General features: G+C 71.8%; 17 protein-coding genes. 10 read left to right on the top strand and 7 right to left on the bottom strand.

Annotation, left to right across the window (positions count from 1 at the left end; translation table 11 throughout):
- Nucleotides 1-215: 215 nt before the first annotated feature.
- Nucleotides 216-1970, top strand: coding sequence for an excalibur calcium-binding domain-containing protein (locus ACTOQ1_RS07360; protein ID WP_440065358.1), 1755 nt, complete (start codon nt 216-218; stop codon nt 1968-1970).
- A gap of 46 nt (nt 1971-2016) precedes the next feature.
- On the opposite strand, the gene ACTOQ1_RS07355 is transcribed toward ACTOQ1_RS07360, so the two are convergent.
- From ACTOQ1_RS07355 to ACTOQ1_RS07340, 4 genes are all read right to left on the bottom strand, one after another.
- Nucleotides 2017-4248 (bottom strand): xanthine dehydrogenase family protein molybdopterin-binding subunit, encoded by a 2232-nt coding sequence (locus ACTOQ1_RS07355; protein WP_440065356.1) that lies wholly within the window; start codon nt 4246-4248, stop codon nt 2017-2019.
- 261 nt (nt 4249-4509) lie between these two features.
- A complete protein-coding gene (locus ACTOQ1_RS07350; RefSeq protein WP_440065355.1) occupies nt 4510-7587 on the bottom strand; it encodes a BTAD domain-containing putative transcriptional regulator in 3078 nt (1025 codons plus the stop codon).
- A 90-nt stretch (nt 7588-7677) separates the two neighbouring features.
- Nucleotides 7678-8283, bottom strand: coding sequence for a LuxR C-terminal-related transcriptional regulator (locus ACTOQ1_RS07345; RefSeq protein ID WP_440065353.1), 606 nt, complete (start codon nt 8281-8283; stop codon nt 7678-7680).
- A gap of 1158 nt (nt 8284-9441) precedes the next feature.
- Nucleotides 9442-9618: a hypothetical protein gene (locus ACTOQ1_RS07340; protein WP_440065352.1), complete on the bottom strand. Its 177-nt coding sequence runs from the start codon at nt 9616-9618 to the stop codon at nt 9442-9444.
- A gap of 55 nt (nt 9619-9673) precedes the next feature.
- On the opposite strand from ACTOQ1_RS07340, the gene ACTOQ1_RS07335 reads away from it, so the two are divergent.
- From ACTOQ1_RS07335 to ACTOQ1_RS07320, 4 genes are all read left to right on the top strand, one after another.
- Nucleotides 9674-10966, top strand: coding sequence for a helix-turn-helix domain-containing protein (locus ACTOQ1_RS07335; RefSeq protein WP_440065350.1), 1293 nt, complete (start codon nt 9674-9676; stop codon nt 10964-10966).
- 89 nt (nt 10967-11055) lie between these two features.
- Nucleotides 11056-11661: a copper resistance protein CopC gene (locus ACTOQ1_RS07330; protein ID WP_440065348.1), complete on the top strand. Its 606-nt coding sequence runs from the start codon at nt 11056-11058 to the stop codon at nt 11659-11661.
- Nucleotides 11658-13700 carry a cytochrome c oxidase assembly protein gene (locus tag ACTOQ1_RS07325; protein ID WP_440065346.1) on the top strand — a complete coding sequence of 681 codons (2043 nt, stop codon included), beginning with the start codon at nt 11658-11660 and terminating at the stop codon, nt 13698-13700. The genes ACTOQ1_RS07330 and ACTOQ1_RS07325 overlap by 4 nt, the downstream gene beginning before the upstream one ends.
- A gap of 177 nt (nt 13701-13877) precedes the next feature.
- Entirely contained in the window at nt 13878-14291 is a 414-nt protein-coding gene (locus ACTOQ1_RS07320) for a sensor histidine kinase (protein WP_440065344.1), read from the top strand.
- 101 nt (nt 14292-14392) lie between these two features.
- Here ACTOQ1_RS07320 and map read toward each other — a convergent pair whose 3' ends face one another.
- Nucleotides 14393-15241, bottom strand: coding sequence for a type I methionyl aminopeptidase (gene map, locus ACTOQ1_RS07315; RefSeq protein WP_440065343.1), 849 nt, complete (start codon nt 15239-15241; stop codon nt 14393-14395).
- 44 nt (nt 15242-15285) lie between these two features.
- Here map and ACTOQ1_RS07310 point away from each other — a divergent pair, with 44 nt between their 5' ends.
- Complete coding sequence (locus ACTOQ1_RS07310; RefSeq protein WP_440065341.1) at nt 15286-15468, top strand: hypothetical protein; 183 nt, start codon at nt 15286-15288, stop codon at nt 15466-15468.
- A gap of 16 nt (nt 15469-15484) precedes the next feature.
- Here the strand turns inward: ACTOQ1_RS07310 and ACTOQ1_RS07305 are convergent, their stop codons facing one another.
- The gene (locus ACTOQ1_RS07305; RefSeq protein WP_440065339.1) at nt 15485-16144 is read right to left on the bottom strand and encodes a cyclase family protein; all 660 of its coding nucleotides are present in this window, start codon (nt 16142-16144) and stop codon (nt 15485-15487) included.
- Between the two features lie 104 nt (nt 16145-16248).
- On the opposite strand from ACTOQ1_RS07305, the gene ACTOQ1_RS07300 reads away from it, so the two are divergent.
- Entirely contained in the window at nt 16249-17199 is a 951-nt protein-coding gene (locus ACTOQ1_RS07300) for a LysR family transcriptional regulator (protein ID WP_440065338.1), read from the top strand.
- A 164-nt stretch (nt 17200-17363) separates the two neighbouring features.
- On the opposite strand, the gene ACTOQ1_RS07295 is transcribed toward ACTOQ1_RS07300, so the two are convergent.
- Nucleotides 17364-17942, bottom strand: coding sequence for a hypothetical protein (locus ACTOQ1_RS07295; RefSeq protein ID WP_440065337.1), 579 nt, complete (start codon nt 17940-17942; stop codon nt 17364-17366).
- A 122-nt stretch (nt 17943-18064) separates the two neighbouring features.
- On the opposite strand from ACTOQ1_RS07295, the gene npdG reads away from it, so the two are divergent.
- From npdG to ACTOQ1_RS07280, 3 genes are all read left to right on the top strand, one after another.
- On the top strand, nt 18065-18730 hold the full coding sequence (gene npdG, locus ACTOQ1_RS07290; RefSeq protein ID WP_440065335.1) for an NADPH-dependent F420 reductase: 666 nt from the start codon (nt 18065-18067) through the stop codon (nt 18728-18730).
- 278 nt (nt 18731-19008) lie between these two features.
- The gene (locus ACTOQ1_RS07285; RefSeq protein WP_440065334.1) at nt 19009-20181 is read left to right on the top strand and encodes a trans-sulfuration enzyme family protein; all 1173 of its coding nucleotides are present in this window, start codon (nt 19009-19011) and stop codon (nt 20179-20181) included.
- 127 nt (nt 20182-20308) lie between these two features.
- Entirely contained in the window at nt 20309-21220 is a 912-nt protein-coding gene (locus ACTOQ1_RS07280) for a threonine/serine dehydratase (RefSeq protein ID WP_440065333.1), read from the top strand.
- The last annotated feature ends 68 nt before the right edge of the window (nt 21221-21288 follow it).

Genomic DNA, 21288 nt, shown 5'->3' with positions numbered 1-21288 from the left:
TCCTCCAAGGGTGGGCGCGTGTCCTCTTCTTCACTGTGCGTTCCCCGAAAGGGGGTGGTCACGCACGGGGTGGCGGGAATGGGGCCGAGGTCGCTGACATTCCGTCGGCGGTCGTCGGCGTCCGGTCTCCCGGGAGTCGTCGTGACGTGCGGGGTTACCGGCTCCCCGCGCCGATCGGTAGGCTCGCCGCGAACAGGCGCGAGGAATACGGGGATATGACGATGGGGATGCACGCGGGGCAGGGTGGGCCGCCCGTACCGCAGGGACCTCCAGCCGGGCCTGACGACCCCTCTGACGAGCCGTGGTCCTCCTCCGGCTCCTATGACGCCTTCACCCCGCCGGGCCGCCCTGGCGCCTCTCCCGGACGCCACGCCCGCGGTACGGGGAAATCGGACGACGGCCCCCCTGCCGACCCCGCCGGCCCCGGCGGTCCGGCCGGCTTCGACGAGCCGGGTCGCGGCGATCGGGGTTTCGGCGGCCCCGTTCCCGGTCCCGGCGGCTCCTCCTCCTTCGACGCCTTCGGCGGCGCCGGCTCCGGTCCCGGCGGCTCCTCCTTCGACGCCTTCGGCAGTCCCGGGTCCGGGTCCGGGTCCGGTGGTTCCGGCCTCCCCGCCTTCGGCGGCCCCGTTCCCGGTCCCGGCGGGTCTGATTTCGACGCCTTCGGCGGGCCCGGTGCCGGGTCCGGTGGTTCTGACTTCGATGCCTTCGGCGCCAGGAGTTCTGGCTCCGACGCTTTCGGCGCCGGTGGTGCGGGGCTCGGCGATCCCGGCCCCGACCCCCTGGGCCCCGGGAGCACGAGGATCGGCGATCCGGCCTTCGGAGGGACCCCCCTCGGCGGGCAGGGCTCCGGCGGCCCGGGGGGCTCGGTTCCCGGGGGCCCGGTTGGCCCCGATGCCGTCACCCTGGCACTCGCCGAGGGACAGGCGCCCACCGGCCAGGGACCGGGCGAGCCGGGAGCGGCCGGGCCCGGGGCGGGGGTTCCCGGGAGCGGCGGGCGGCGGGCCGGCGAGCCGCCGGACGGGGCGCCAGCAGAGCCCAGGGCGAGCCGGGTCACCACCGCGATCCTGGTGACCGTCCTGGTCGTCGTCGTGCTGATCACCGGTGTACTCGGCACCATCGCGGTGCTCATGACCCGCAATCCCGACATGCCGCTCGGTGCCACGCCGCCCAAGCGGCTCGCGACCCCCCTCCACTTCGCCCCGGTGATCGAGGCGAAGCCCGGAGCCTGCACGGTTCCGGAGACCTACCCCGACGACCTCGGGCAGACCTGCTACTCGGTCGCCGCCGGGGTCAACGTGAACGCCGTACGGAAGATCGAGGCGATCCAGGAGAAGAGCGGCGCCTACTCGGTCAGGATCGCGTTCGCGCCCGCCTTCCGCGAGCAGATCAACGACCTGACCGCGGAGGCGGTCAACGAGGACGACCCGGTCAGGCAGCAGATCGCGATCGTCGTGGGACAGAAGGTGGTGGCGGCTCCCCGGGTCGCCCAGGCGATCACCGACGACAGCCTGAGCATCGCCGGTTCCTTCACCAAGGAGCAGGCGGACGCGATGGTCGTCAGGCTGCTCGGCTCGGGGGCCGTCGTCCCGCAGCCGACGGGCGGCACGCAGCCGAGCGCGTCGGTCTTCACCCCGCCGGCCAACCAGCCCGTGACCCCCCCGGCGAGCCAGCCCGTGACTCCGCCGGCCAACCAGCCCGTGACTCCGCCGGCGAACCAGCCCGTGACCCCGCCGGCCACCGGCCCGGCCACCACGAACACCGCCGGGACCGACGCGAACCGCCCGGCGGACACCACCGGGGACACCTCGCAGAACGCGTCCGGTGAGGGTACCGACCGCAAGTTCTCCAGCTGCAGGGCCGCGACGGAGAACGGATACGGCCCCTACACCCGGGGCGTCCACGAGGAGTACCAGTGGTACATCGACGGGGACAAGGACGGCGTCGTCTGCGAGCAGGAGGACGCCGGCTGACCCCGGCCGGCGCGACGCCTCCGGTTCCCCTCCTCCACGGAGGGGATCACCCGCCCAGGGCGATGTCGTGGGGGCGGATGGGCACCCGGGGCAGCCGCAGGCCGGTGGCGGCCCGTACGGCGGCGGCCACCGCGGGGGTGGAGGAGAGCGTGGGCGGCTCGCCCGCGCCGCGCAGGCCGTAGGGGGCGTTCGGGTCGGGATTCTCCATGATCGACAGCCGCATGGGCGGCATGTCGAGGATGGTGGGGATCAGGTAGTCGGTGAACGACGGGTTGAGCACCAGGCCGTCGCGGACCTGTATCTCCTCCATCAGCGCCAGCCCCAGCCCCTGGGCCGAGCCGCCGTGGATCTGCCCCTCCAGCGCCAGCGGGTTCATGATCTTACCCACGTCCTGGACGGCCGCCAGCTCCACCACCTTGACCAGTCCCAGCTCCACGTCCACGTCCACCACGGCCCGGTGGACGCACAGGGCGAGCTGGGTGTGCGAGTCGCCCTGCCCGGTGACCGGGTCCAGGGGGAAGGTGGGCCGGTGCCGGTACTCCCTCGTCTCCTCCACCGCCCCGGCCCGCTCCAGCGCCTCCACCAGCGACGACCCGTCGCCCGTCAGCTTCGCCAGCCGCTCCCGCACGGCCTCGCAGGCCGCCCTCACCGCGCCGCCGGTGACGTAGGACTGGCGCGACGCCGACGAGGACCCGGCAGAGCCGACCGACGTGTCCGCCTGCGCGACCGTCACCGCGTCGATCCCCAGCTCGGTCCTGGCGATCTGCTCCTGGACCATCAGCAGGCCCTGCCCCACCTCGGCCGCCGCGGTGTGCACCAGGACGTGCGGCTCGCCGCCGATCAGCTCCACCCTCACCCTGGCGGTCGAGTGGTCGTCGAAGCCCTCGGAGAAGCAGATGTTCTTGATGCCCACGCCGTACCCGACACCGCGCCGCACCCCCTCGCCGTGGGTGGTCTGCGAGACGCCGCCCGGCATGTTCAGCAGATCCGGGACACCTGGAACGTCCGAGGCCTCCGGCGGGGCGGGCAGCGGCATCGCGGCGAGTTCCCTGAGCATCTCGGCCAGCGGCGCGGGTGAGTCGATCACCTGCCCGGTGGCCAGCACCGACCCCTGGGAGACGGCGTTGCGGACCCTGACCTCGACCGGGGAGATCCCGCACGCCTCGGCCAGCCTGTCCATCTGCGACTCGTACGCGTAGCAGGCCTGGACCGCGCCGAAGCCGCGCATCGCGCCGCAGGGCGGGTTGTTGGTGTAGACGCCGTAGGCGTCGATCCACACGTTGTCCACCTCGTACGGGCCCACCCCCAGGGAGGCCGCGTTGCCGACCACGGCGGGAGAGGTGGAGCAGTAGGCGCCGCCGTCCAGCAGGATCTCCGCCCTGACGTACAGCAGCCTGCCGTCGCTGGTGGCGCCGTGCTCGTAGCGCATCCGGGCCGGGTGGCGGTGGACATGGCCGTAGAAGGACTCCTCACGGTTGTAGACGATCTTCACGGGACGGCCGGTACGCAGGGCCAGCATGCACGCGTGGACCTGCATGGACAGGTCCTCGCGGGCGCCGAACGCCCCGCCCACCCCGGCCAGCGAGAGCCGTACCTTCTCCTCGGGCAGCCCCAGGCACGGCGCGATCTGCTCCCGGTCGGCGTGCAGCCACTGGGTGGCGATGTACAGGTCCACCCCGCCGTCCTCGGCCGGTACGGCCAGCCCGGACTCGGGGCCGAGGAAGGCCTGGTCCTGCATGCCGACCTCGTACTCGCCGGTGACGACCACGGGGGCCTCGAACGAGGAGCCGACCCGGATCGGCTGGTGGCGCAGCACGTTGCCGCTCTCGTGGACCGAGGGGCAGGAGGCGTCGAAGGCGGCCCGGCGCGGATCGGTGACGGCCTCGCGGACCTCGTACTCCACGACGACGGCCTCGGCCGCCCGCCTGGCGCGCTCGGGATGGTCGGCCGCGACCAGCGCGACCGGCTCGCCCTGGTATCGGACCTGGTCGACGGCGAGCACCGGCTGGTCCCGGTGGTCCAGGCCGTAGAACTTCGCGCCCGGCACGTCCTCGTGGGTGAGGACCGCGTACACGCCGGGCATGGCCAGCGCGGGGCCGATGTCGATCGAGCGGATCCACGCCGACGGGTGCGGGCTGCGGAGGGTGACCCCCCAGATCATGTCCGCCAGGTACAGGTCGGACGAGTAGGCGAACTCGCCCGTCACCTTCAGCGTCCCGTCGGGACGCAGGACGCTCTCGCCGACGCCGCGATGCCGCCGTGTTTCGATGCCGCTCATTCCAGCAGTACATCAGCCGGGTCCGGGGGAGGACATGGCAGGCACGACGGAACGCGGGGGGTGACCGTTGGCGAATCTTGCGGTTGTGCCGGTCGCCGTGCCGGGCCGCTCGTCTCCGGCGGTCGTGCCCGGCGGCCGTGCCGGGCCGCGCGCGTGTGCCCGGCCATGCGGTACCCGGAGAGGCGCCGCGCGCGTGTGCCCGGCTGCGCGGTACCCGGAGAGGCGCCGCGTGCGTGTGCCCGCCTACGGGGTCGGAGAAGCTCAGAGAAGCATCGCCTGGCCCAGGAGCGTGATCGGCTTTTCCTGGGAGCCCAGGATGGCCGCCTCCTCCACCAACGCCTGCTTCTCCACCTCCTCGTTTCCCACCTCCCTGGCCAGCGCGAGGGAGCGCGCCAGGTAGGTCGAGGCGTGTTCCGTCTCACCGAGGAGCCGGAGGGAGCGAGCCATGCCGAGGAACAGGTACGGTTCGGCGACGTTCAGCCGTACGACGCGCGCACAGTCGAGGGCGGCCTCGAAGGACGCTCTGGCGGACTCGGCGTCCCCCAGGTTGAGATAGAGGTCCCCGAACCTGTTGTGCACGGAGGACTCCTGGTAGACGTTGCCGCTCACCCGGCACTTGAGCAGGGCTTCCTCCAGTGCCGCCCGCGCCTGTTCGAACCGGCGCAGGCCGTTGTACCCCGCGCCGATCATGGTGAGCGCGTAGGCCTCGCCCGACCCGTGCCCGATCGCGTTCGCGATCTTCCGTTGCTTCTTGGCACAGTCGATGGCCTTCTGGTAGCGGTCGAGCTCGAGGTAGTTCATGGCGAGACTGCCCAGCGCCTTCTGCTCCCCGTGGGAGTCGGACAGCCGGCGGCACAGGATCAGTTGCCGCTGGAAGTGGGGCACGGCCTCCTCCGGGCGGTTGACCGTGTTCCTCAGGATGCCCTCCACGTGGTGCGCGTTCGCCTCGAGGCCGCGATCGTCCAGCCGCCGCCCGATCGCGAGAATCTGCGGGCTGATCGCGAGAAGCCAGGGGAGGAGAGCGGCGTGGTGGAGGTGCCAGAACAGCGCGAGGGCCAGGGCGACACCGAGACGGGCGGTCCGCTCCCGGGGGGCGGAGATCGCCTGGGAGACGGCGGACAGGAGATTGGCCTGCTCCCGGTCCAGCCACTCGCGGGCCTCCTCGTCGGAGGCGAGCGGGAGGGGGGCGGCGCTGAGATCGACGTCCGTCGAGGCCGGGCGGGGGTAGCGGCCCAGTTTCATGGCCAGGCGGGTGGTCCCGACGTACGAGCTCAGCGCCCGGTCCAGTGCGAGGTCGCGGTCGGCGTCCGGCTCCTCCTGCGCGGCCCGCTCCTTGGCGAACAGCCGCACGAGGTCGTGCAGCCGGTATCTTCCGGGCTCGTCCATCTCCGAGAGATGCGCGTCGACCAGCCGTTCCATGGCGTGCTCCGCCGTCTCCACCGGGACGTCCAGCAGGGCGCCGACGATGTGCGCCGTCACGTCGGCCGTCTGCAGCACGCCGAGCGCGCGCAGCGCGCGGGCGGCCGTCCGGTCGAGGAGGTGGTCGCTGCCGGCGAGCATGTCGTAGCTGACCGCCAGGCTGGACCTCACCGCGAGATCACCCGCCGCCAGTTCCCGCAACCGCCCGTGCTCGTCGTCCAGCCGGACCACCAGATCGGTCACGTTCCAGCGCGGCCGGTTCGCCAGCCGGGCTCCCGCGATGCCGACGGCCAGCGGCAGGCCCCCGCAGAGATCGATCAGGCGCCTCGTGGCCCGGGCGTCCTCGGCGACCCGCTCCGCCCCGATCAGCTTCGCGAGCATCGCGGAGGACTCGGTCCGCCGCATCCCGGAGATCGGCACGCGGGCGCAGTCGTCGAGCAGGGTGAAGCTCTCCCGGCTGGTCGTCAGGATCGCGTTGCCCATCGGCACGGACAGCAGCGGGCGGATCTGGGCCAGGTCGGCGGCGTCGTCCAGCACGATGAGCATCTCGCGGCCGTCGAGCTCGCCGCGCCACAGCGCCGCGGCCTCGTCGACGTCCGCGGGGATGGCGTGCGGGGGCATGCCGAGGTCGCGCAGGAACCTGTTGATCACCTCGACCGGTTCGAGCCGCTTCATGCCCGGTGTCGCCCCGCGCAGGTTCGCGTACAGCTGCCCGTCGGGAAAACGGTCGCGTACCAGGTGCGCGGTCCGGATGGCCAGGGTCGACTTGCCGGATCCGGGCGCTCCGGTGATCGCGACGACGTGGTGCGGCGGGCCACCGTCCCAGGGGGAGAGCAGTCCTCTCAGCCGTACGAGTTCCTCCGCGCGTCCGACGAAGTCGACGGGGTCACGTGGCAACTGGCGAGCCGTCTTCGTCCCCGGGGCTGCGGGACGCCGCGAACTCGAGGACCTTCGCTCACCGGCATCCGGCTTCGTGGAGCCCCCGGAGCCCCCGAGGCCCCCGGCGTTCCGGGAGCTCTCGCGGTTCCCCCAGCCCTGGGGAGAGGAGACGGGCGTCGGGACTGGGGCGGCGACCGGCTCCGGGGCGGTGGGAGGCGCCGAGGGCAGGTCGAGCAGCGGGTCGGCGCGCAGGATCAGCTCGTGACACCTGCGGAGACTCTCGTGCGGCTGGATGCCGAACTCCTCCGCGAGCAGGCGCCGGGTCTCCTGGTAGACCCTCAGGGCCTCCACCTGCCGGCCGCAGCGGTAGAGCGCGATCATGTACAGCTCGCGGAGCCGCTCACGCAGCGGGTGTTCGGAGGTCAGGAGCACCAGCCGGGCGGCGGCCTCCTGGGGACGCCCGAGCAGGAGCAGCAGGTCCGTGTGCAGCTCCAGCGCGGTCAGGCGCAGCTCGCCCAGCCTGTGCCGCTCCACCTCGGCGGACGGGCCGGGAACGCCGCTCAGGCAGGTGCCCCGCCACAGTCCCACGGCCCTGTTCAGAGACCGCAGGGCGGTCTCGTACGCGTTGTCCGCGTGCGCCTTCCGCGCCAGGTCGAGACACCGTTCGAACACCAGGGCGTCCACCTGCTCAGGTGCGAGCCGCAACGAGTATCCGCCCGAGACGGAGACCAGCACCCTCGAAGGCCTGCGTGGATCCCGGTCCGGGTCCAGGGTCCTGCGCAGTCCGGACACGTAGGTGTAGACGCTCTGTTCCGCGGTCTTCGGCGGGCTCTCCCCCCACACCCCGTCGATCAGCCTCTCCTTGGTGACGACCTGCCCGGCATTGATCGCCAGGACGCAGAGGACGGCCTGTCGCCTGGGCTCTCCCAGCTCGAGCCGCTGCGAGCCCCTCCGGCCGGTCACGGGCCCAAGAATGTCAATGCCGAGCTTTTCCACCGGGAGGTTCTCCCCGACGGGAGCGGTGGTGCGCGTCTCGTCCATCAGACCTCCACGCGGTCGGGCATGGCGCAGCGAAGTCGTGAGGAAGACACTATCCGACGGGTTTGCGACGCAGGATTTCCCGCGAACCACCTAGACGATCCCCGCTTTGGCGATCCGGACCCCCGCCTGGAGCCTGCTCTGCGCCCCCATCCGCTCCATCGCGTTGGCCATGTGACGGCGTACGGTGCGGGAGGTGAGCCCGAGCTGGCGGCCGATCACCTCGTCCGTCATGCCCTCCGCGGCCATTCTCAGAACGGTCTTCTCCTGCTCCGTCAGCGAGAACGGCGCCTTCCACTCCCGGGGCCGCCGCTCGGCGCGTGACCAGACGTGCTCGAACAGGTCTCCCAGCAACGAGACCAGCACGGGGGCGCGCACCACGGCCATCCGGGACGTGTGGCCCGTCAAGACGATGTGATCGTCGATCACCAGGAATCTCTCGGAGATCAGCGGGTCGACCCTCAGCTCCACGGACGCGGGGAGCGTGGCCGTCTCGTACGGCGAATCGACCACGATCCTCGTCCGCACCCCCGGCGGGATGACGGCGGACTCGAAAATCTGGAGGAACGCGGTGTTCCTGGCCGGCTCAGGAAGGAACATGACGATCGTCCGCCGCGCGGACGAGCAGAGGGTCTCGGCGTCGTGCCGGACCTGGGACCGCTCTCCCGCGGAGGGGGAGGCGGGTAGGGCGTGGGTCATGCGCCGCTCGCGAACCGTGCCGGACCGGACGCGTCCGTGTTCCTCCCGGTGTTCCTCCCGGCGGGCGTCGCCGCCGGACCGCGCCGCGACGGGTCTCCGAGACGTTCGACACCGGGGAGGAGGCGCTCCACGTGGGGACAGGGGTGGAGAAGCGCACGCGCGGGGAAGCGGTCGTCACCGTCGTACGCGTGTGAGGGGGAGTCGCCCATCGATGGTCCCTCCATCCTGTCGTCCGGGCCGGTGGGCGGGGGAGGCGCCAGGAAAAGGCCCTCCCGGGCCGGGCCCGGGGAAACGGACCCCGTCACCGGTCCCCGCCGGATCTTTCCGGAGTTCTCGCCGCCTTACTGTCGCAGGTGATCCTAGAGATCATCTAGAGACGCCCGCGGGCGGGTGCGCGAGAAGGCGGAACCCGGGAAGGGCTCGGAGAGGGTGAGGCGGCCGCGGGTGTACGGGCGGGTCGTGTTCCCGGGTTTCCCCGGAGTGAGGATTCTGTTTCCCCTCCTCGGGGACAGGCCGATTCGCCGGTTTTTCGCGGGCACGCGCGGCCGAATGCTTTATTTGTGCCCATGACAAACCGGCCGCCCGCCTTCTGGGAATCCGGCTGACCGCTTTAGGACATCGACTTGATGATGGATTATTTCAATATATTTTCAGAGTAATAACCGGTTCGAAAAGCGAAGGCGCCCCGGGGTGGCCGGTGACACGGGACCCGCCGCGCCGACCGGCCTGCGGACCGGTCGGCGACGGGGTGAATGGAAACGGTATGACGCTGACGAGAGGGGCCGGAGGGCCGTCATCGGCACCCTCGACCCGGGCCGGGTGGCCCGTGAGCCGTGACCTGCGATGAAGCCGTACGTATGCAATGCGGACCATACGCGGGTGTTCCGCCGGCCGGGATCCCCCGCGAAAAAACACGATCTTCGCGGAAGGGTTCGGATCCCGGCTCGGCCGCGATCGGTGGCACCGAATTCCGGGGCGCGGGCGCCCCGATTTTCAAATGGGTCCCGTTCTCGCTGGAGCGTGCATGACGGATGCCTGCACGCTCGCTCCGGTGCGAGGGCACCGGTTCCGCCGTATGGAGCTGCTCGCTGGCTGAAAGCTCTCCACAGGGCGGGGGGTTGTTTCGTTCCTTGTCTTTCTGGCGGGCTGAGCCTTTGCTCAGCCCGCGTGGTCCCAGCCCAGGCTGCCCTGGGCGCTGATCGTCTGCGAAGAATACTTGCCGGTGTCCTTCGGGGGGGCAGACGGATCAACGCTCGCGGTCGTAACATTGCCGGTGACGGCAAAAGCGGCCGTAAACAGCATGGCGAGGGCAGACAAGGCAAGACGTCGGCGCACGGGGAGACTCCTGTCGTAGGTTCTGCTGCTCAAATGATATCTTTCAAGGGGTAACGTGACTGGTCAAGACTTGGTGGGGCAGCGCATCAAAACCGTCCGTCGGCAACGTGGTCTTTCCCAGGCGCAGCTCGCTCATCCCGAACTGTCGGACAGTTACGTCTCTCTCATCGAGAGTGGCAAGCGTACTCCGACACCCGCGGTGCTGGAGCTTCTCGCCGAAAAACTCGACTGTTCCCTGACCTATCTGATCAACGGCGTCACGGCCGAGCAGATGCAGGAGATCGAGCTCGCGCTGAACTACGCGCAGATGGCCCTCGACAACGGCGAGGTCGTCGAGGCCCGCACCCGCTATGCCGAGCTCCTCGCCGACGGTGGCCTGGCGGGCCTGCCCCAGCTGCGGCAGGACGCCGAGTACGGCCTGGCCCTCGCGACCGAGGCCTGCGGCGACCTGGACCAGGCGATCGTCCTGCTCAACGGGCTGCGCGAGAACGACACGGCGGCCATGAACCCCGAGCGTCACATCGCGGTCGCCGTCGCGCTCTCGCGCTGCTACCGCGAGGCGGGAGACCTGGCCCGGGCGATGCAGGTCCCCGAGCAGATCCTCACCGGCGCGGTCCAGCCCGCCTGGAACGACGGCCTCATGAGGTTGGGCATCCAGCTCCTCGCCGCCTACATCGACCGCGGCGACCTGCTCAGGGCCCGTCAGTTCTCCGCCGAGCTGATCGCCGCCGCCGAGCTCCTCGGCACCCCGCTGGCGCTCACCCTGGCACACTGGGAAGCCGCGATCGCCGCCATCGAGACCGGTCACGCCGACGAGGCGGTCACGCACGCCGAGCGCGCACTGGCCATCCAGTCCGAGTACGGCGACCCGTGGCGGCTGGCCCGGCTGCGCAACGACTACGCCCAGGTCATGCTGATCGCCCGGCCCATGGAGGCCAAGACCTGGCGCGACGTGCTGCTGAAGGTGGAGAAGGAGCTGGTGGAGAGCTCCGCCAGCTCGATGAACAAGATGCGCTGCGCGATGAACCTCGTCCGGGCGGAGTTGCTGCTCGCCCGGCCCGAGCAGGCCGAGGAGCGCATGCGCTTCGTCTGCGACCTGCTCGACGGCATGCCCAAGGCCTTGCAGGCAGAGGCCCGGCTGCTGCACGGCGAGAGCCTCGCGGCGCTGGGCCTGCAGGCGGAGGCCTCGCGGGAGCTGTCCGCCGGGGCCGAATGCCTGGAGCAGGCGCCGGAGACCCGCTTCACCGCCCAGGCCTGGCTCACCGCGGCCCGGGTCCTGGAGCGGATCGACAAGCCGGACCGGAGCGTCGACGCCTACAAGCGGGCGATGGCCTGCGTCGGGCTGTAGATCGGGACGGCGAGGGCGACCCGCGCGAGGCCGTGGATCGGACAGGGAGGTCGAGACCGCGTGGTCGCGTCGGTAGCCTTGTGGTTGCCATGAAGACTTCCCCTGTCGCGGTCGCCCTCGCGCTTCTCGCCGCCCTCGTTCTCGGCACGGCTTTCGCCTCGCCCGCCCTCGCCCACGACCGGCTCAAGAGCAGCGACCCGGCCAAGGGCGCGAAGGTCGAGAACCTGGAGGAGGTGAAGCTGACGTTCAGCGCCACGGTGCGCTTCCCGAACGTCATCGTCCGCTCCGGGGACGAGACCCACCAGGACGGCAAGGCCGTCGCCGACGGCTCCGTGGTGACCCAGAAGGTCAAGGGAGACCTCCCTCCCGGCGAGTACGTCATCGCCTACCGCGTCACCTCCTCCGACGGCCACCCGATCGAGGGGGAGATCCCCTTCACCCTGCTCGGCTCCGCCTCCCCGTCGCCGTCATCGGAGACCCCGGAGCCCGCCGGAAGCGCCGAGAGCGCCGAGAGCACGGCCGGCGGCCCTGCCGCGAGCACGCCGGCCGCCACGCTCAGCCCGGCCGCGGCGGGAGAATCCGAGGACGCCGGCTCCTCGGGAGGCGTGCCCGGCTGGATGTGGATCGTCGTCGGCGGCCTGACCGGCATCGGCATCGGCCTGTTCTTCAGCATGCGCGGCAGGAAGCAGCCATGAGCAAGACCGCGCGGGCCGCGCAGGCGGCACAGGTCGAGGCGCCGCGGAACGACCGGGTCGTGAAGCTCGCACTGGTGGGCGCGGGGGCGGCCGTCGCCGCCCTGGTGATCGCCATGATCGCCGGAGGCGCCGCGAGCCCGCGCATCATCCCTGGCCTGCCCGACCAGGGCGCGTTCACCCGCTGGGGACTGCCGCTGGCGAAGCTGGCGATGGACGCGGCGGGCGTGCTCGCCGTCGGCGCGCTCCTGGCCGCCGCGATCCTGCTCCCCAACGACAAGGGCCTGCTGGGCAAATCCGCTCTCGGCTACGTCAAGGCCGCCTCCTGGATCGCCCTCGTCTGGGCCGGGGCCGCCGCCGCCACGATGGTGTTCAGCCTCTCGGAGGCGCTCGGGATGCCGGTGGCCGACGTGCTCGGCGGCGACGAGCTCACCAGCTTCGCCAGCCAGGTCTCCCAGGGCATCTCGCTGACCCTGGTCGTGCTGTTCTCGATCGCGATCGCGCTCTTCGCCCGTGGGGCGATCACCGCCGGCGCGGCCGGCGGCCTGCTGGTCCTCGCCCTGGTGACCATGCTCCCGCCCGCGCTGACCGGCCACTCCTCCTCCTCGCCCAACCATGACCTGGCGACCACCGGCGTCGCCGTCCACCTGGTCGTCCTCGCGCTCTGGGTGGGCGGCCTCGGCATGCTCTGCGCGCACGCGCTACGCCGCCAGCCGCATCTGGAGATCGCCGTCGCCCGCTTCTCGGCGCTGGCGCTGTGGTGCTTCGTCGGGGTGGGGCTGTCCGGCCTCTTCAGCGTCCTGGCCAGGCTCAGCGCGGTCTCCGAGCTGTTCACCTCCGCCTACGGCCTGCTGCTGGTGGCCAAGACCGTCGCGTTCGCGCTGCTCGGCGCAGTCGGCTGGTGGCACCGCAAGCGGACCCTGCCGCTGCTCGCGGCGGGCGGATCCGGCACGTTCCTCCGCTTCGCCGCCGGTGAGATCGTCGTCATGTTCGCGGCCGTCGGGCTGGCCGTCGCGCTGTCCCGCACCGCGCCGCCCCCGGCGGTCCTGCCCGTCGACAGGGCCTTCGACGTGCTCGGCTACACCATGCCGCCGGAGATCTCGCTGGCCAACCTGGCCACGCTGTGGTGGTTCGACCTGTTCTCCGGCACGCTCGTCGCCCTGCTGGCCGGCCTCTACCTCGCCGGTGTCGTACGGCTCGCCCGGCGCGGCGACTCCTGGTCCAAGGGCCGCACGGCCGCCTGGTTCACCGGTGTGCTGATCCTGCTGATCGCCACCCAGAGCGGGGTCGCCCGCTACGCCAAGGTGCTGTTCAGCGCGCACATGGCCGAGCACATGACGCTGTCGATGATGGTGCCGATCTTCCTCGTGCTCGGCGCGCCCGTCACCCTGGCGCTGCGCGCCCTGCGCCCCGCCGCCCGCAGGGGCGACCGGGGTCCCAGGGAGTGGCTGACGACGATCCTGCACAGCAGGTTCGTCCGCGTCATCGCCCACCCGGCGATCGCCACCGCGATCTTCATCGTCTCCACCTACGCGCTGTACTTCACGCCGCTGTTCGCCGCCGCGATGGAGGAGCACCTCGGCCACATCGTGATGACGGTGCACTTCCTGCTCAGCGGGTGCCTGTTCTTCTGGGTGATCATCGGGGTCGATCCCGCCCCCTACCGGCTGCCGCACGTGGCCCGGCTCATCCTGCTGTTCGTGACCATGCCGTTCCACGCGTTCTTCGGCATCGCGCTGATGAGCATGACCACCGTGCTGGCCTCCGACTGGTACGACCAGCTCGGCCGTACCTGGGGCGCGTCCGCGATCGAGGACCAGCAGACCGGCGGCGCCATCGCCTGGGGGTTCGGTGAGATCCCGACCCTCATCGTGCTCCTCGCGCTGGCCTTCCAGTGGTGGCGCCACGACGACCGCGGGGCCCGCCGCGCCGACCGTCGCGCCGACGCCGCCGCGGCCCGCGACGGCGGCAGCGGCGACGCCCAGCTCGACGCCTACAATGATTACCTGGCCAAACTCAACAGGCGCGACGGCGCGGAGTAGCCGGACGGCTACGCCCTTCTATCTTCGAGCTCTCTCCTGGACACCTCCCGGTAGCCTGTATTCCAGGGGGCTCGTGCTCACCGCAGCGGGTGCAGCGCTTTTTCACCGCGCGCCACGCCCAGTCACACATCCGGTCGGGGGGCCGGTGGCTGCTATGTGCATCAGGAAGGTTGAGCTGTGTCCGAGGAAGTGCGCGTACGTGAGGGCCGCAGCCGGAGCCTGGCCCAGGCGCTCGAAGAGCATCTCACCGAATGGGCCGAGCGCACCGGGGTCGCCGTCGAGATCTGGGCGCTGCCCGCCCAGGACGTTCCGCCCGGGGTCGCCAGAGCCGTGCTGGCCGCGCTCGGGGAGGCGCTGTCCAACGTCGAGCGGCACAGCGGTGCCCGTGTCGTCTCCGTCGCCGTCACCTTCGGGCGTGGCGGCCTGCGCATGACGGTGAGTGACAACGGCATCGGCTTCTTCGGGGAGGCGAAGGGCCGGGGCGTCGCCGCCATGCGCGCCCACTTCGAACAGCTCGGCGGTTCGTGCAGCGTCAACGGCGTTCCCGGCGAGGGAACCACCGTCACCGGCGTGGTGCCCTGCCAGGACTAGCCCGGATCGGGCACCCACCTGCGGGAGGGGGCTCGCGCGGCCGGGGGATCTCGCCGTTCTCCCAGCTCAGAGGTGGTGTGGCCGCGGGGCGGACCGGCGCCTCAGGGGAGTGTCAGGATCTCGTGACCGGTCTCGGTCACCAGGATGGTGTGCTCGAACTGGGCGGTCCGCATGCGGTCCTTGGTGACGGCGGTCCAGCCGTCGGGCCAGATGTCGTAGTCGATGGTGCCGAGCGTCAGCATGGGCTCGATCGTGAACGTCATGCCCGGCTCCAGCGTGACCGCCAGTGACGGGTCGTCGTAGTGGGGCACGATCAGACCCGAGTGGAACGTGGTGCCGATGCCGTGGCCGGTGAAGTCGCGGACCACCCCGTAGCCGAACCGCTTGGCGTAGGCCTCGATCACGCGGCCGGCCACGTTGAGCTGGCGGCCGGGGGCGATGGCCTTGATGGCCCGGTCGGTGGCCTCGCGGGTGCGCTCGACCAGCAGGCGCGACTCCTCGTCCACGTCGCCGACCAGGAAGGTGGCGTCGGTGTCGCCGTGCACGCCGCCGATGAAGGCGGTGATGTCGATGTTGACGATGTCGCCGTCGCGCAGCACGGTGTCGTCCGGGATGCCGTGACAGATCACCTCGTTGATCGAGGTGCACAGAGACTTGGGATACCCGCGGTAGCCGAGCGTGCTGGGGTACGCGCCGCGGTCGCAGAGGAACTCGTGGCCGATCCGGTCGAGCTCGTCGGTGGTGACCCCGGGTGCCACGTGCCTGCCGACCTCTTCGAGCGCCTGGGCCGCCAGCCTGCCCGCGACCCGCATCCGTTCGATGATCTCGGGGGTCTTGACGTCGGACTCCCCGGTCTTCGGGGACTTCTTCCCGACGTACTCCGGCCGCTGGATGTGAGAGGGCACCTTGCGGATGGGAGAGATCCGCCCGGGCTGGAGCAGTGTCGTCATGGTCCCCCAGTCTAGTTGTGCTTCCCACTGGGCAGTATTGCCGCATGAGTGATCAATGGTGGTTCTGCCTGACGCACATGGCCGTCGAGCCCGACGACGGGTGCCCGAACAAGGACCGGATGGGACCGTACCCGACCCGCGACGCGGCGGCCGCAGCGCTGAAGACGGCGGCCGACAGGAACGAGGAGTGGAAGAAGAACGACCGCGCCTGGGACGGGGACGACTGAGGTCGTCGGCTGGTCGCTAGCCGTCCACGACGGCGTACGCGCGGACGGGGAAGGTCCCCAGCCCGGCCAGCAGCGGCGGCGCGGCGTGGAGGCGGAACCCGCTGCCGGGCAGCGCGGCCAGCCCCGTCATGTGCTCCACGATCGGGATGCCCGCTCCGAGCAGCAGCGTGTGCGCGGGACGTTCGCCGCAGGGCGGGGTGTCGTCGATGTTGAGGCTGTCGATGCCGACGAGCGCGGGCCCCCGCTCCGCGAGCCAGCGGGCCGCCTCCGGTTCGAGGTAGGGGTGGCCGTGGAAGTACGTCTCGGTGCCGAAGTGCCGGTCCCAGCCGGTGTGCAGGAGTACGGCCCTGCCGCGCACGTCCAGCCCCGCGAACCGGTCGAGCCCCACGGAGGGCGCCCCCTCGGCCCGTACGACCAGGCCGGGGAGGTCGGCGAGCGACTCCAGCGGCATCCCCGACAGGTCGGGCCCCTGCGGGTAGCGGTGGTAGGGGGTGTCGAGGTAGGTGCCGGTGTTGGCGACCAGCTCGACGCTGCCGATGTGGAACTCCGTGCCCGGGGCGTAGACCTCCCGCGAGGCCTCCCGGCTCAGGTGCACGCCCAGGCGGGGGCCGGGGACGCCGGGGTAGGTGATCATCCCCTCGGTGATGGGGTGGCTCAGCTCGACCAGCCGGGTCACGGGGCGCTCACCTCCTTCCGTGAGAAGCTCATGACCTCATGATTTCCGCCTCGCCCACTAAAGGGCAAATAAAGTTTTCTTAATATCAACGTAAGCTGAGCTGCATGGATATCGATCCCCGGCGGCTGCGGGTGCTCCACGAGGTCGCCCGTCGCGGCGGCGTCATGCGCGCGGCGGAGGCGCTCCACCTGACGGCCTCGGCGGTCTCGCAGCAGCTCGCGCTCCTGGAGCGGGAGGTCGGGCTCTCCCTCATCGACAGGTCGCAGCGCCGGGTCGCCCTCACTCCCGCCGGCAGGGTCCTCGCCGGATACGCCGAGCGCGTCGAGGAGGAGCTGGGCGAGGCCAGGCGGGAACTGATCCGCTTCACCGAGCGGCTGGCCGGGCCGGTGGCGATCGCCGCGTTCCCCACGGTCATCCGGCACCTGCTGGTGCCCGCGCTGGGCAGGCTGGCCGAGCGCCACCCCCAGATCACGCCGCACATCCGGGAACTGTACGGGCCGCCCGCGCTGCAGGAGCTCCGCCTCGGCGGGGTCGACCTCGCCCTCACCGAGGAGGACGCCGACAAGGCCGGCAAGACCGTCGCGGCGCGGCAGTCCATCGTCTCCCACCCCCTCTACGTGGACGAGTACCGGATCGTGGCCCCGCCGGGCTGGGCGGAGGTCCCGCGCCAGGTCGCGGACCTGGCGGGGGTGCCGTGGATCGCCGGGCCGCCCGACCAGGCCTGCGGCCACGCCCTGGAGCGGTTCGCCGCCCTGCACGGATTCACCCCGCACCGGGTGCACATGATCCAGGAGTTCCCGCCCACGCTCGCCCTGGTCGCGGCGGGGCACGGGGTGGCGATCGTGCCGTCGCTGGCCCTGCTCGACGTCCCGGACGGCGAGGTCGTCGTCACGGGCATCACCAACGTGGGCGCCAGGAAGCTGGACGCGGTGACCCGCCTCGGCCGTACCCGCTCGGGTGAGCCCGACCCGGTGCAGGCCGTGGTCATCGCGGCGCTCAGGGACGCGGCCGAGGAGCTGTCGGGACGGCTCGGAGCGCGCTGGAACGCCTCCTAGCCGTCTGGCCGTGTCCCGGCCCTGTCCCCGTCGTGTCCGGCCGTGCTGCCCGGCCAGGGCGGTGACCCGATGCCCGGACGGCGAGGGGCGCCGGTGGCCTGGGGCGGGCGGGTGGTGCCGGTGGCCGCGGGCCTGGACGGCGGGCCGGTCGGCGCTCCGAGGGCCTAGTCGGTGACCCGCGGGCCGCTGATCCGCTCCAGCAGTCTGGCCAGGCGGTCTCGCGGGCCGGGACGACGGGCGACCTCGCCCGCGGCCATGCTCACCAGGTGCTGGGCTCCGTCGAAGGAGAACGGCGCCCGCTCGGGGATCGTCAGCGCGTCGTGGGCCAGGCCCGTCAGATCAGGGTCGCCACCGTCCAGGGCCAGGATCGTCGTACCGGTCCTGCGGGCGTCGCTCACCCGTTCCAGCAGCGCCTCGGGGGCGCGTTCCTCGGCCACCACGAACAGCGTCTCGCCCCGCCCGGCCCGCTCGATCCGCTCCAGCCCGACCCGCAGGTGCTCGGGCGCTCCTGGGGCGGGCGCCCAGCGGACCAGCGTCGGGGTGAGCTGGGGCATCCCGGAGAACCTGGCCTCGTCGCTCAGGTGCGCGGTCAGGTGCCAGGGTTCCTCCTGAGGCGTGCCGACCACCAGCAGCCCGCCGGGGGAGCGCGTCGCGCGCAGGGCGAGGCCCAGCTCGCGGGTCCGCTCGACCCAGCCGGTCGAGGCCAGGATTTCACGCAGCAGCGTCACCGACCCAGCGTCCATCGCACCATCGTGCCCCAGACACCCCGCGCCGATCCTGGAAACGCGACCCTGAGATGATCGGAACAGGCGATATGGTCGACGGAGTCCGGCCCTGAGCGACCGGGGACGATGAGGAGCGGCGAGTGAGCAGTGACATTCCGGACGTGAGCAAGATCTCGATCGGGATCCTGGGCGGGACCGGCGACCAGGGCAAGGGCCTGGCCCGGCGGTTCGCCCTCGCCGGGCACACCGTGCTGATCGGCTCGCGGAGCGCGGAACGGGCTCAGGCCGCGGCGGAGAGCATCGGCGGATCGGTGCGCGGCGCGGACAACCCGACCGTGGCGGCCGAGGCCGACGTGGTGATCGTGGCCATTCCCTGGGACGGGCACCGCTCAACGCTGGAGTCCCTCCGCTCCGAGCTGGCCGGGAAGATCGTCGTCGACTGCGTCAACCCGCTCGGGTTCGACAAGCAGGGCGCCTACGCGCTCGCGGTCGAGGAGGGCAGCGCCGCCCAGCAGGCGGCCGCCGTCCTGCCCGACAGCCGCGTGGTCGCCGCCTTCCACCACGTCTCGGCCGTCCTGCTGCTGGATCCCGAGGTCGAGGAGATCACCCTGGACGTGCTCGTGGCGGGTGACGACCGCGAGGCCACCGACACCGTCCAGGCGCTGGCGGGCCGGATCCCCGGCGTGCGCGGCGTGTACGCCGGCCGCCTGCGCAACGCCCACCAGGTCGAGGCGCTGACCGCCAACCTCATCTCGATCAACCGCCGCTACAAGGCTCACGCGGGCCTGCGCGTCACCGACATCTAGCGGGGCGGCGTTCCGGCCCGCGACGAGCGGGCCTTTGTCCGTGGTCGTCGTCTCGCCGGGCGGCCGCGCGGTCCGGTGCCCCGTGGAGTGGCCCCGGGGTGCTTCTGCGGCCCGTGGAGGGAAGCCGGGGACGGTTTGGTGGGCGGTCGTGTGGGTGCGGGGGTGGTGAGGCATTCGGGCTCGGCCGGTGGCCAATTGGCCGGATCCGATCCCCAAAGCGGGCCAATCTTGCCTGATTGGATCTGACAAATAGCTAGTGAACCGGACATTCTTGACGCATGACTGATTTTCGTCCGGAGACCCGCACCGTCCACCTGCCCCAGCCGCCCCTGAACGGCAGCCGTCCCATCACGGTGCCGCTCTACCAGACCTCCGGGTTCGTCTTCGACGACCCGGCCGTTTTCGCCGACGGGATGGGCCGTCCGGACGGAGCCTTCGTCTACGGGCGGCTGTCGAACCCGACGGTCCGCTCCCTGGAGGAGGCCGTCGCCGGGCTGGAGGGCGGCGTCGGCGCCGTGGCCACCGGCTCCGGGATGGGGGCCGTCAACTCCGTACTGCTCGGGCTGCTGGAGCCCGGCGACCACCTGATCGCGCAGAAGCCGCTCTACGGCGGCACCGCCGCGATGATCAACGACCTGGTGGCGCGGTTCCGGATCGAGGTCTCCTACGTCCCCGAGGACGACCCGGCGGCGCTGCGCGAGGCCGTGCGGCCGGATACCAGGCTGGTCTACCTGGAGACCATCGCCAATCCGGTGACCCAGGTCGCCGATCTGCCGGGCATGTGCGCCGCGGCCCGCGAGGCCGGACTGGTCTCGGTGGTCGACAACACCTTCGCCTCCCCGATCCTGTGCAGGCCGATCGAGCACGGCGCCGACATCGTGGTGCACTCCACCACCAAGTACCTGAGCGGGCACACCGACGTGCTCGGCGGGATCGCCGTCTTCGCCTCCGACGAGCTGTACCGCAAGGTGTGGTCCTTCACCACCAAGCTGGGCGCCACCGCGGACCCGTTCGCCGCCTGGCTCACCCTGCGCGGCATCCAGACGCTGCCGCTGCGGATGGAGCGCCACTGCTCCAACACCCGCGAGCTGGCCACCCGCCTGAACGCCCACCCCGCCGTCTCCGCCGTGCACTGGCCGGGACTGCCCTCGCACCCCTCGTACGAGCTGGCGGCCAAACTCCTGCCCGACTTCGGGGGGGTCTTCTCCTTCGACCTGGCGGGCGGGCGGGAGGCGGGGGAGCGGTTCATGAGCTCGGTGAAGCTGGCCCTGCTGGCCCCGTCCCTCGGCGGCGTCGAGACGCTCATCCTGCACCCCGCGACCACCTCCCATCGCACGCTGACGGCCGAGGAGCTCGCCCGGCACGGGATCGGCGAGGGCACCGTGCGGGTGGCGGTCGGCATCGAGCACGTCGAGGACCTGTGGGCCGACTTCGAGCAGGCGCTCTCCTGACGACTTCTGACGCCGCCGGGAGCGCGGCCCGCGCCGTCTGTGCACTGCGGCCCTCTACACTGCGGCGCGGGGCCGCCCGCAGGGCCGGGCGGCCGCTTCCGGATCGCTTTGCAGGGAGGGGGCGCGCGTGAGCGTGTCGATCGGGGACGTGGAGCGGGCCGCCGAGCGCATCGCCGGGCATGTCCTGCGTACACCGGTGGTCGAGGTGTCGCCGGGGGTGTTCCTGAAACTGGAGGGGCTGCAGCACTCGGGGTCGTTCAAGGCGCGCGGAGGCTTCAACCGCGCCCTGGCCTCGGAGAGGATCCCCGAGGCCGGGCTGATCGCGGCGAGCGGGGGCAACCACGGCCTGGCGGTGGCGTACGTGGCGCGCAGCCTCGGCGTCCGGGCGGAGATCTTCGTGCCGACGGTGTCCAGCCCGGTGAAGGTCGCCGGACTGCGCGCGCTGGGCGCGCGGGTGACCCAGATCGGCGCCGTCTACGCCGAGGCGTACGAGGCCTCGGTCAAGCGCGCGGCCGAGACCGGCGCCCTGGACATCCACGCCTACGACCAGGCGGAGGTGGTCGCCGGGCAGGGCACGGTCGGACTGGAGCTCCTGGAGCAGACCGGGGGCGTCGACACGGTCGTCGTCGCGGTCGGCGGCGGCGGGCTCGTCGCCGGGATCACCGTCGCCCTCGGCGGCCGGGCCCGCGTGGTCGCCGTCGAGCCCGAGCTCATCCCGACCCTGCACCGGGCCATGGAGGCCGGCGGGCCGGTCGGCGTCGAGGTCTCGGGGGTGGGGGCCGACGCCCTGGGCGCCAGCCGGGCGGGCGAGATCGCCTACGAGATCACGAGCGCGGCGGGGGTGCGGAGCCTCCTGGTCTCCGACGAGGCCATCGTCGAGGCGCGGCGCGAGCTGTGGCGGGAGCACAGGATCGCCGCCGAGCACGCGGGCGCCGCGGCGTACGCGGCCCTGCTGTCCGGCGTCCACACCCCGGCCCCCGGCGAGCGGGTGGTCGTCGTCGTGTGCGGAGCCAACACCGACCCCGCCACGCTCGTCTGACCTCTCGTACGTTTTCCGTACGACGAAGGACGCCCCGGCGCCGCCAGGTTCTCCTGGGGCGCCGGGGC

The organism is Streptosporangium sp. OZ121 (assembly GCF_051918885.1).
GTDB lineage: Bacteria > Actinomycetota > Actinomycetes > Streptosporangiales > Streptosporangiaceae > Streptosporangium.
Note: the sequence above shows the minus strand (reverse complement) of the source record. Positions and strands in the feature narration are given on the sequence as shown.

What these genes read in the sequence shown, in the direction of transcription:
- ACTOQ1_RS07295 (WP_440065337.1), bottom strand. Translation starts at nt 17,942, where the DNA reads ATGGACGCTGGGTCGGTGACGCTGCTGCGTGAAATCCTGGCCTCGACC.
- ACTOQ1_RS07345 (WP_440065353.1), bottom strand. Translation starts at nt 8,283, where the DNA reads ATGACCCACGCCCTACCCGCCTCCCCCTCCGCGGGAGAGCGGTCCCAG.
- ACTOQ1_RS07300 (WP_440065338.1), top strand. Translation starts at nt 16,249, where the DNA reads ATGGATATCGATCCCCGGCGGCTGCGGGTGCTCCACGAGGTCGCCCGT.
- ACTOQ1_RS07325 (WP_440065346.1), top strand. Translation starts at nt 11,658, where the DNA reads ATGAGCAAGACCGCGCGGGCCGCGCAGGCGGCACAGGTCGAGGCGCCG.
- ACTOQ1_RS07350 (WP_440065355.1), bottom strand. Translation starts at nt 7,587, where the DNA reads ATGGACGAGACGCGCACCACCGCTCCCGTCGGGGAGAACCTCCCGGTG.
- ACTOQ1_RS07310 (WP_440065341.1), top strand. Translation starts at nt 15,286, where the DNA reads ATGAGTGATCAATGGTGGTTCTGCCTGACGCACATGGCCGTCGAGCCC.
- ACTOQ1_RS07330 (WP_440065348.1), top strand. Translation starts at nt 11,056, where the DNA reads ATGAAGACTTCCCCTGTCGCGGTCGCCCTCGCGCTTCTCGCCGCCCTC.
- ACTOQ1_RS07285 (WP_440065334.1), top strand. Translation starts at nt 19,009, where the DNA reads ATGACTGATTTTCGTCCGGAGACCCGCACCGTCCACCTGCCCCAGCCG.
- ACTOQ1_RS07360 (WP_440065358.1), top strand. Translation starts at nt 216, where the DNA reads ATGACGATGGGGATGCACGCGGGGCAGGGTGGGCCGCCCGTACCGCAG.
- ACTOQ1_RS07355 (WP_440065356.1), bottom strand. Translation starts at nt 4,248, where the DNA reads ATGAGCGGCATCGAAACACGGCGGCATCGCGGCGTCGGCGAGAGCGTC.
- map (WP_440065343.1), bottom strand. Translation starts at nt 15,241, where the DNA reads ATGACGACACTGCTCCAGCCCGGGCGGATCTCTCCCATCCGCAAGGTG.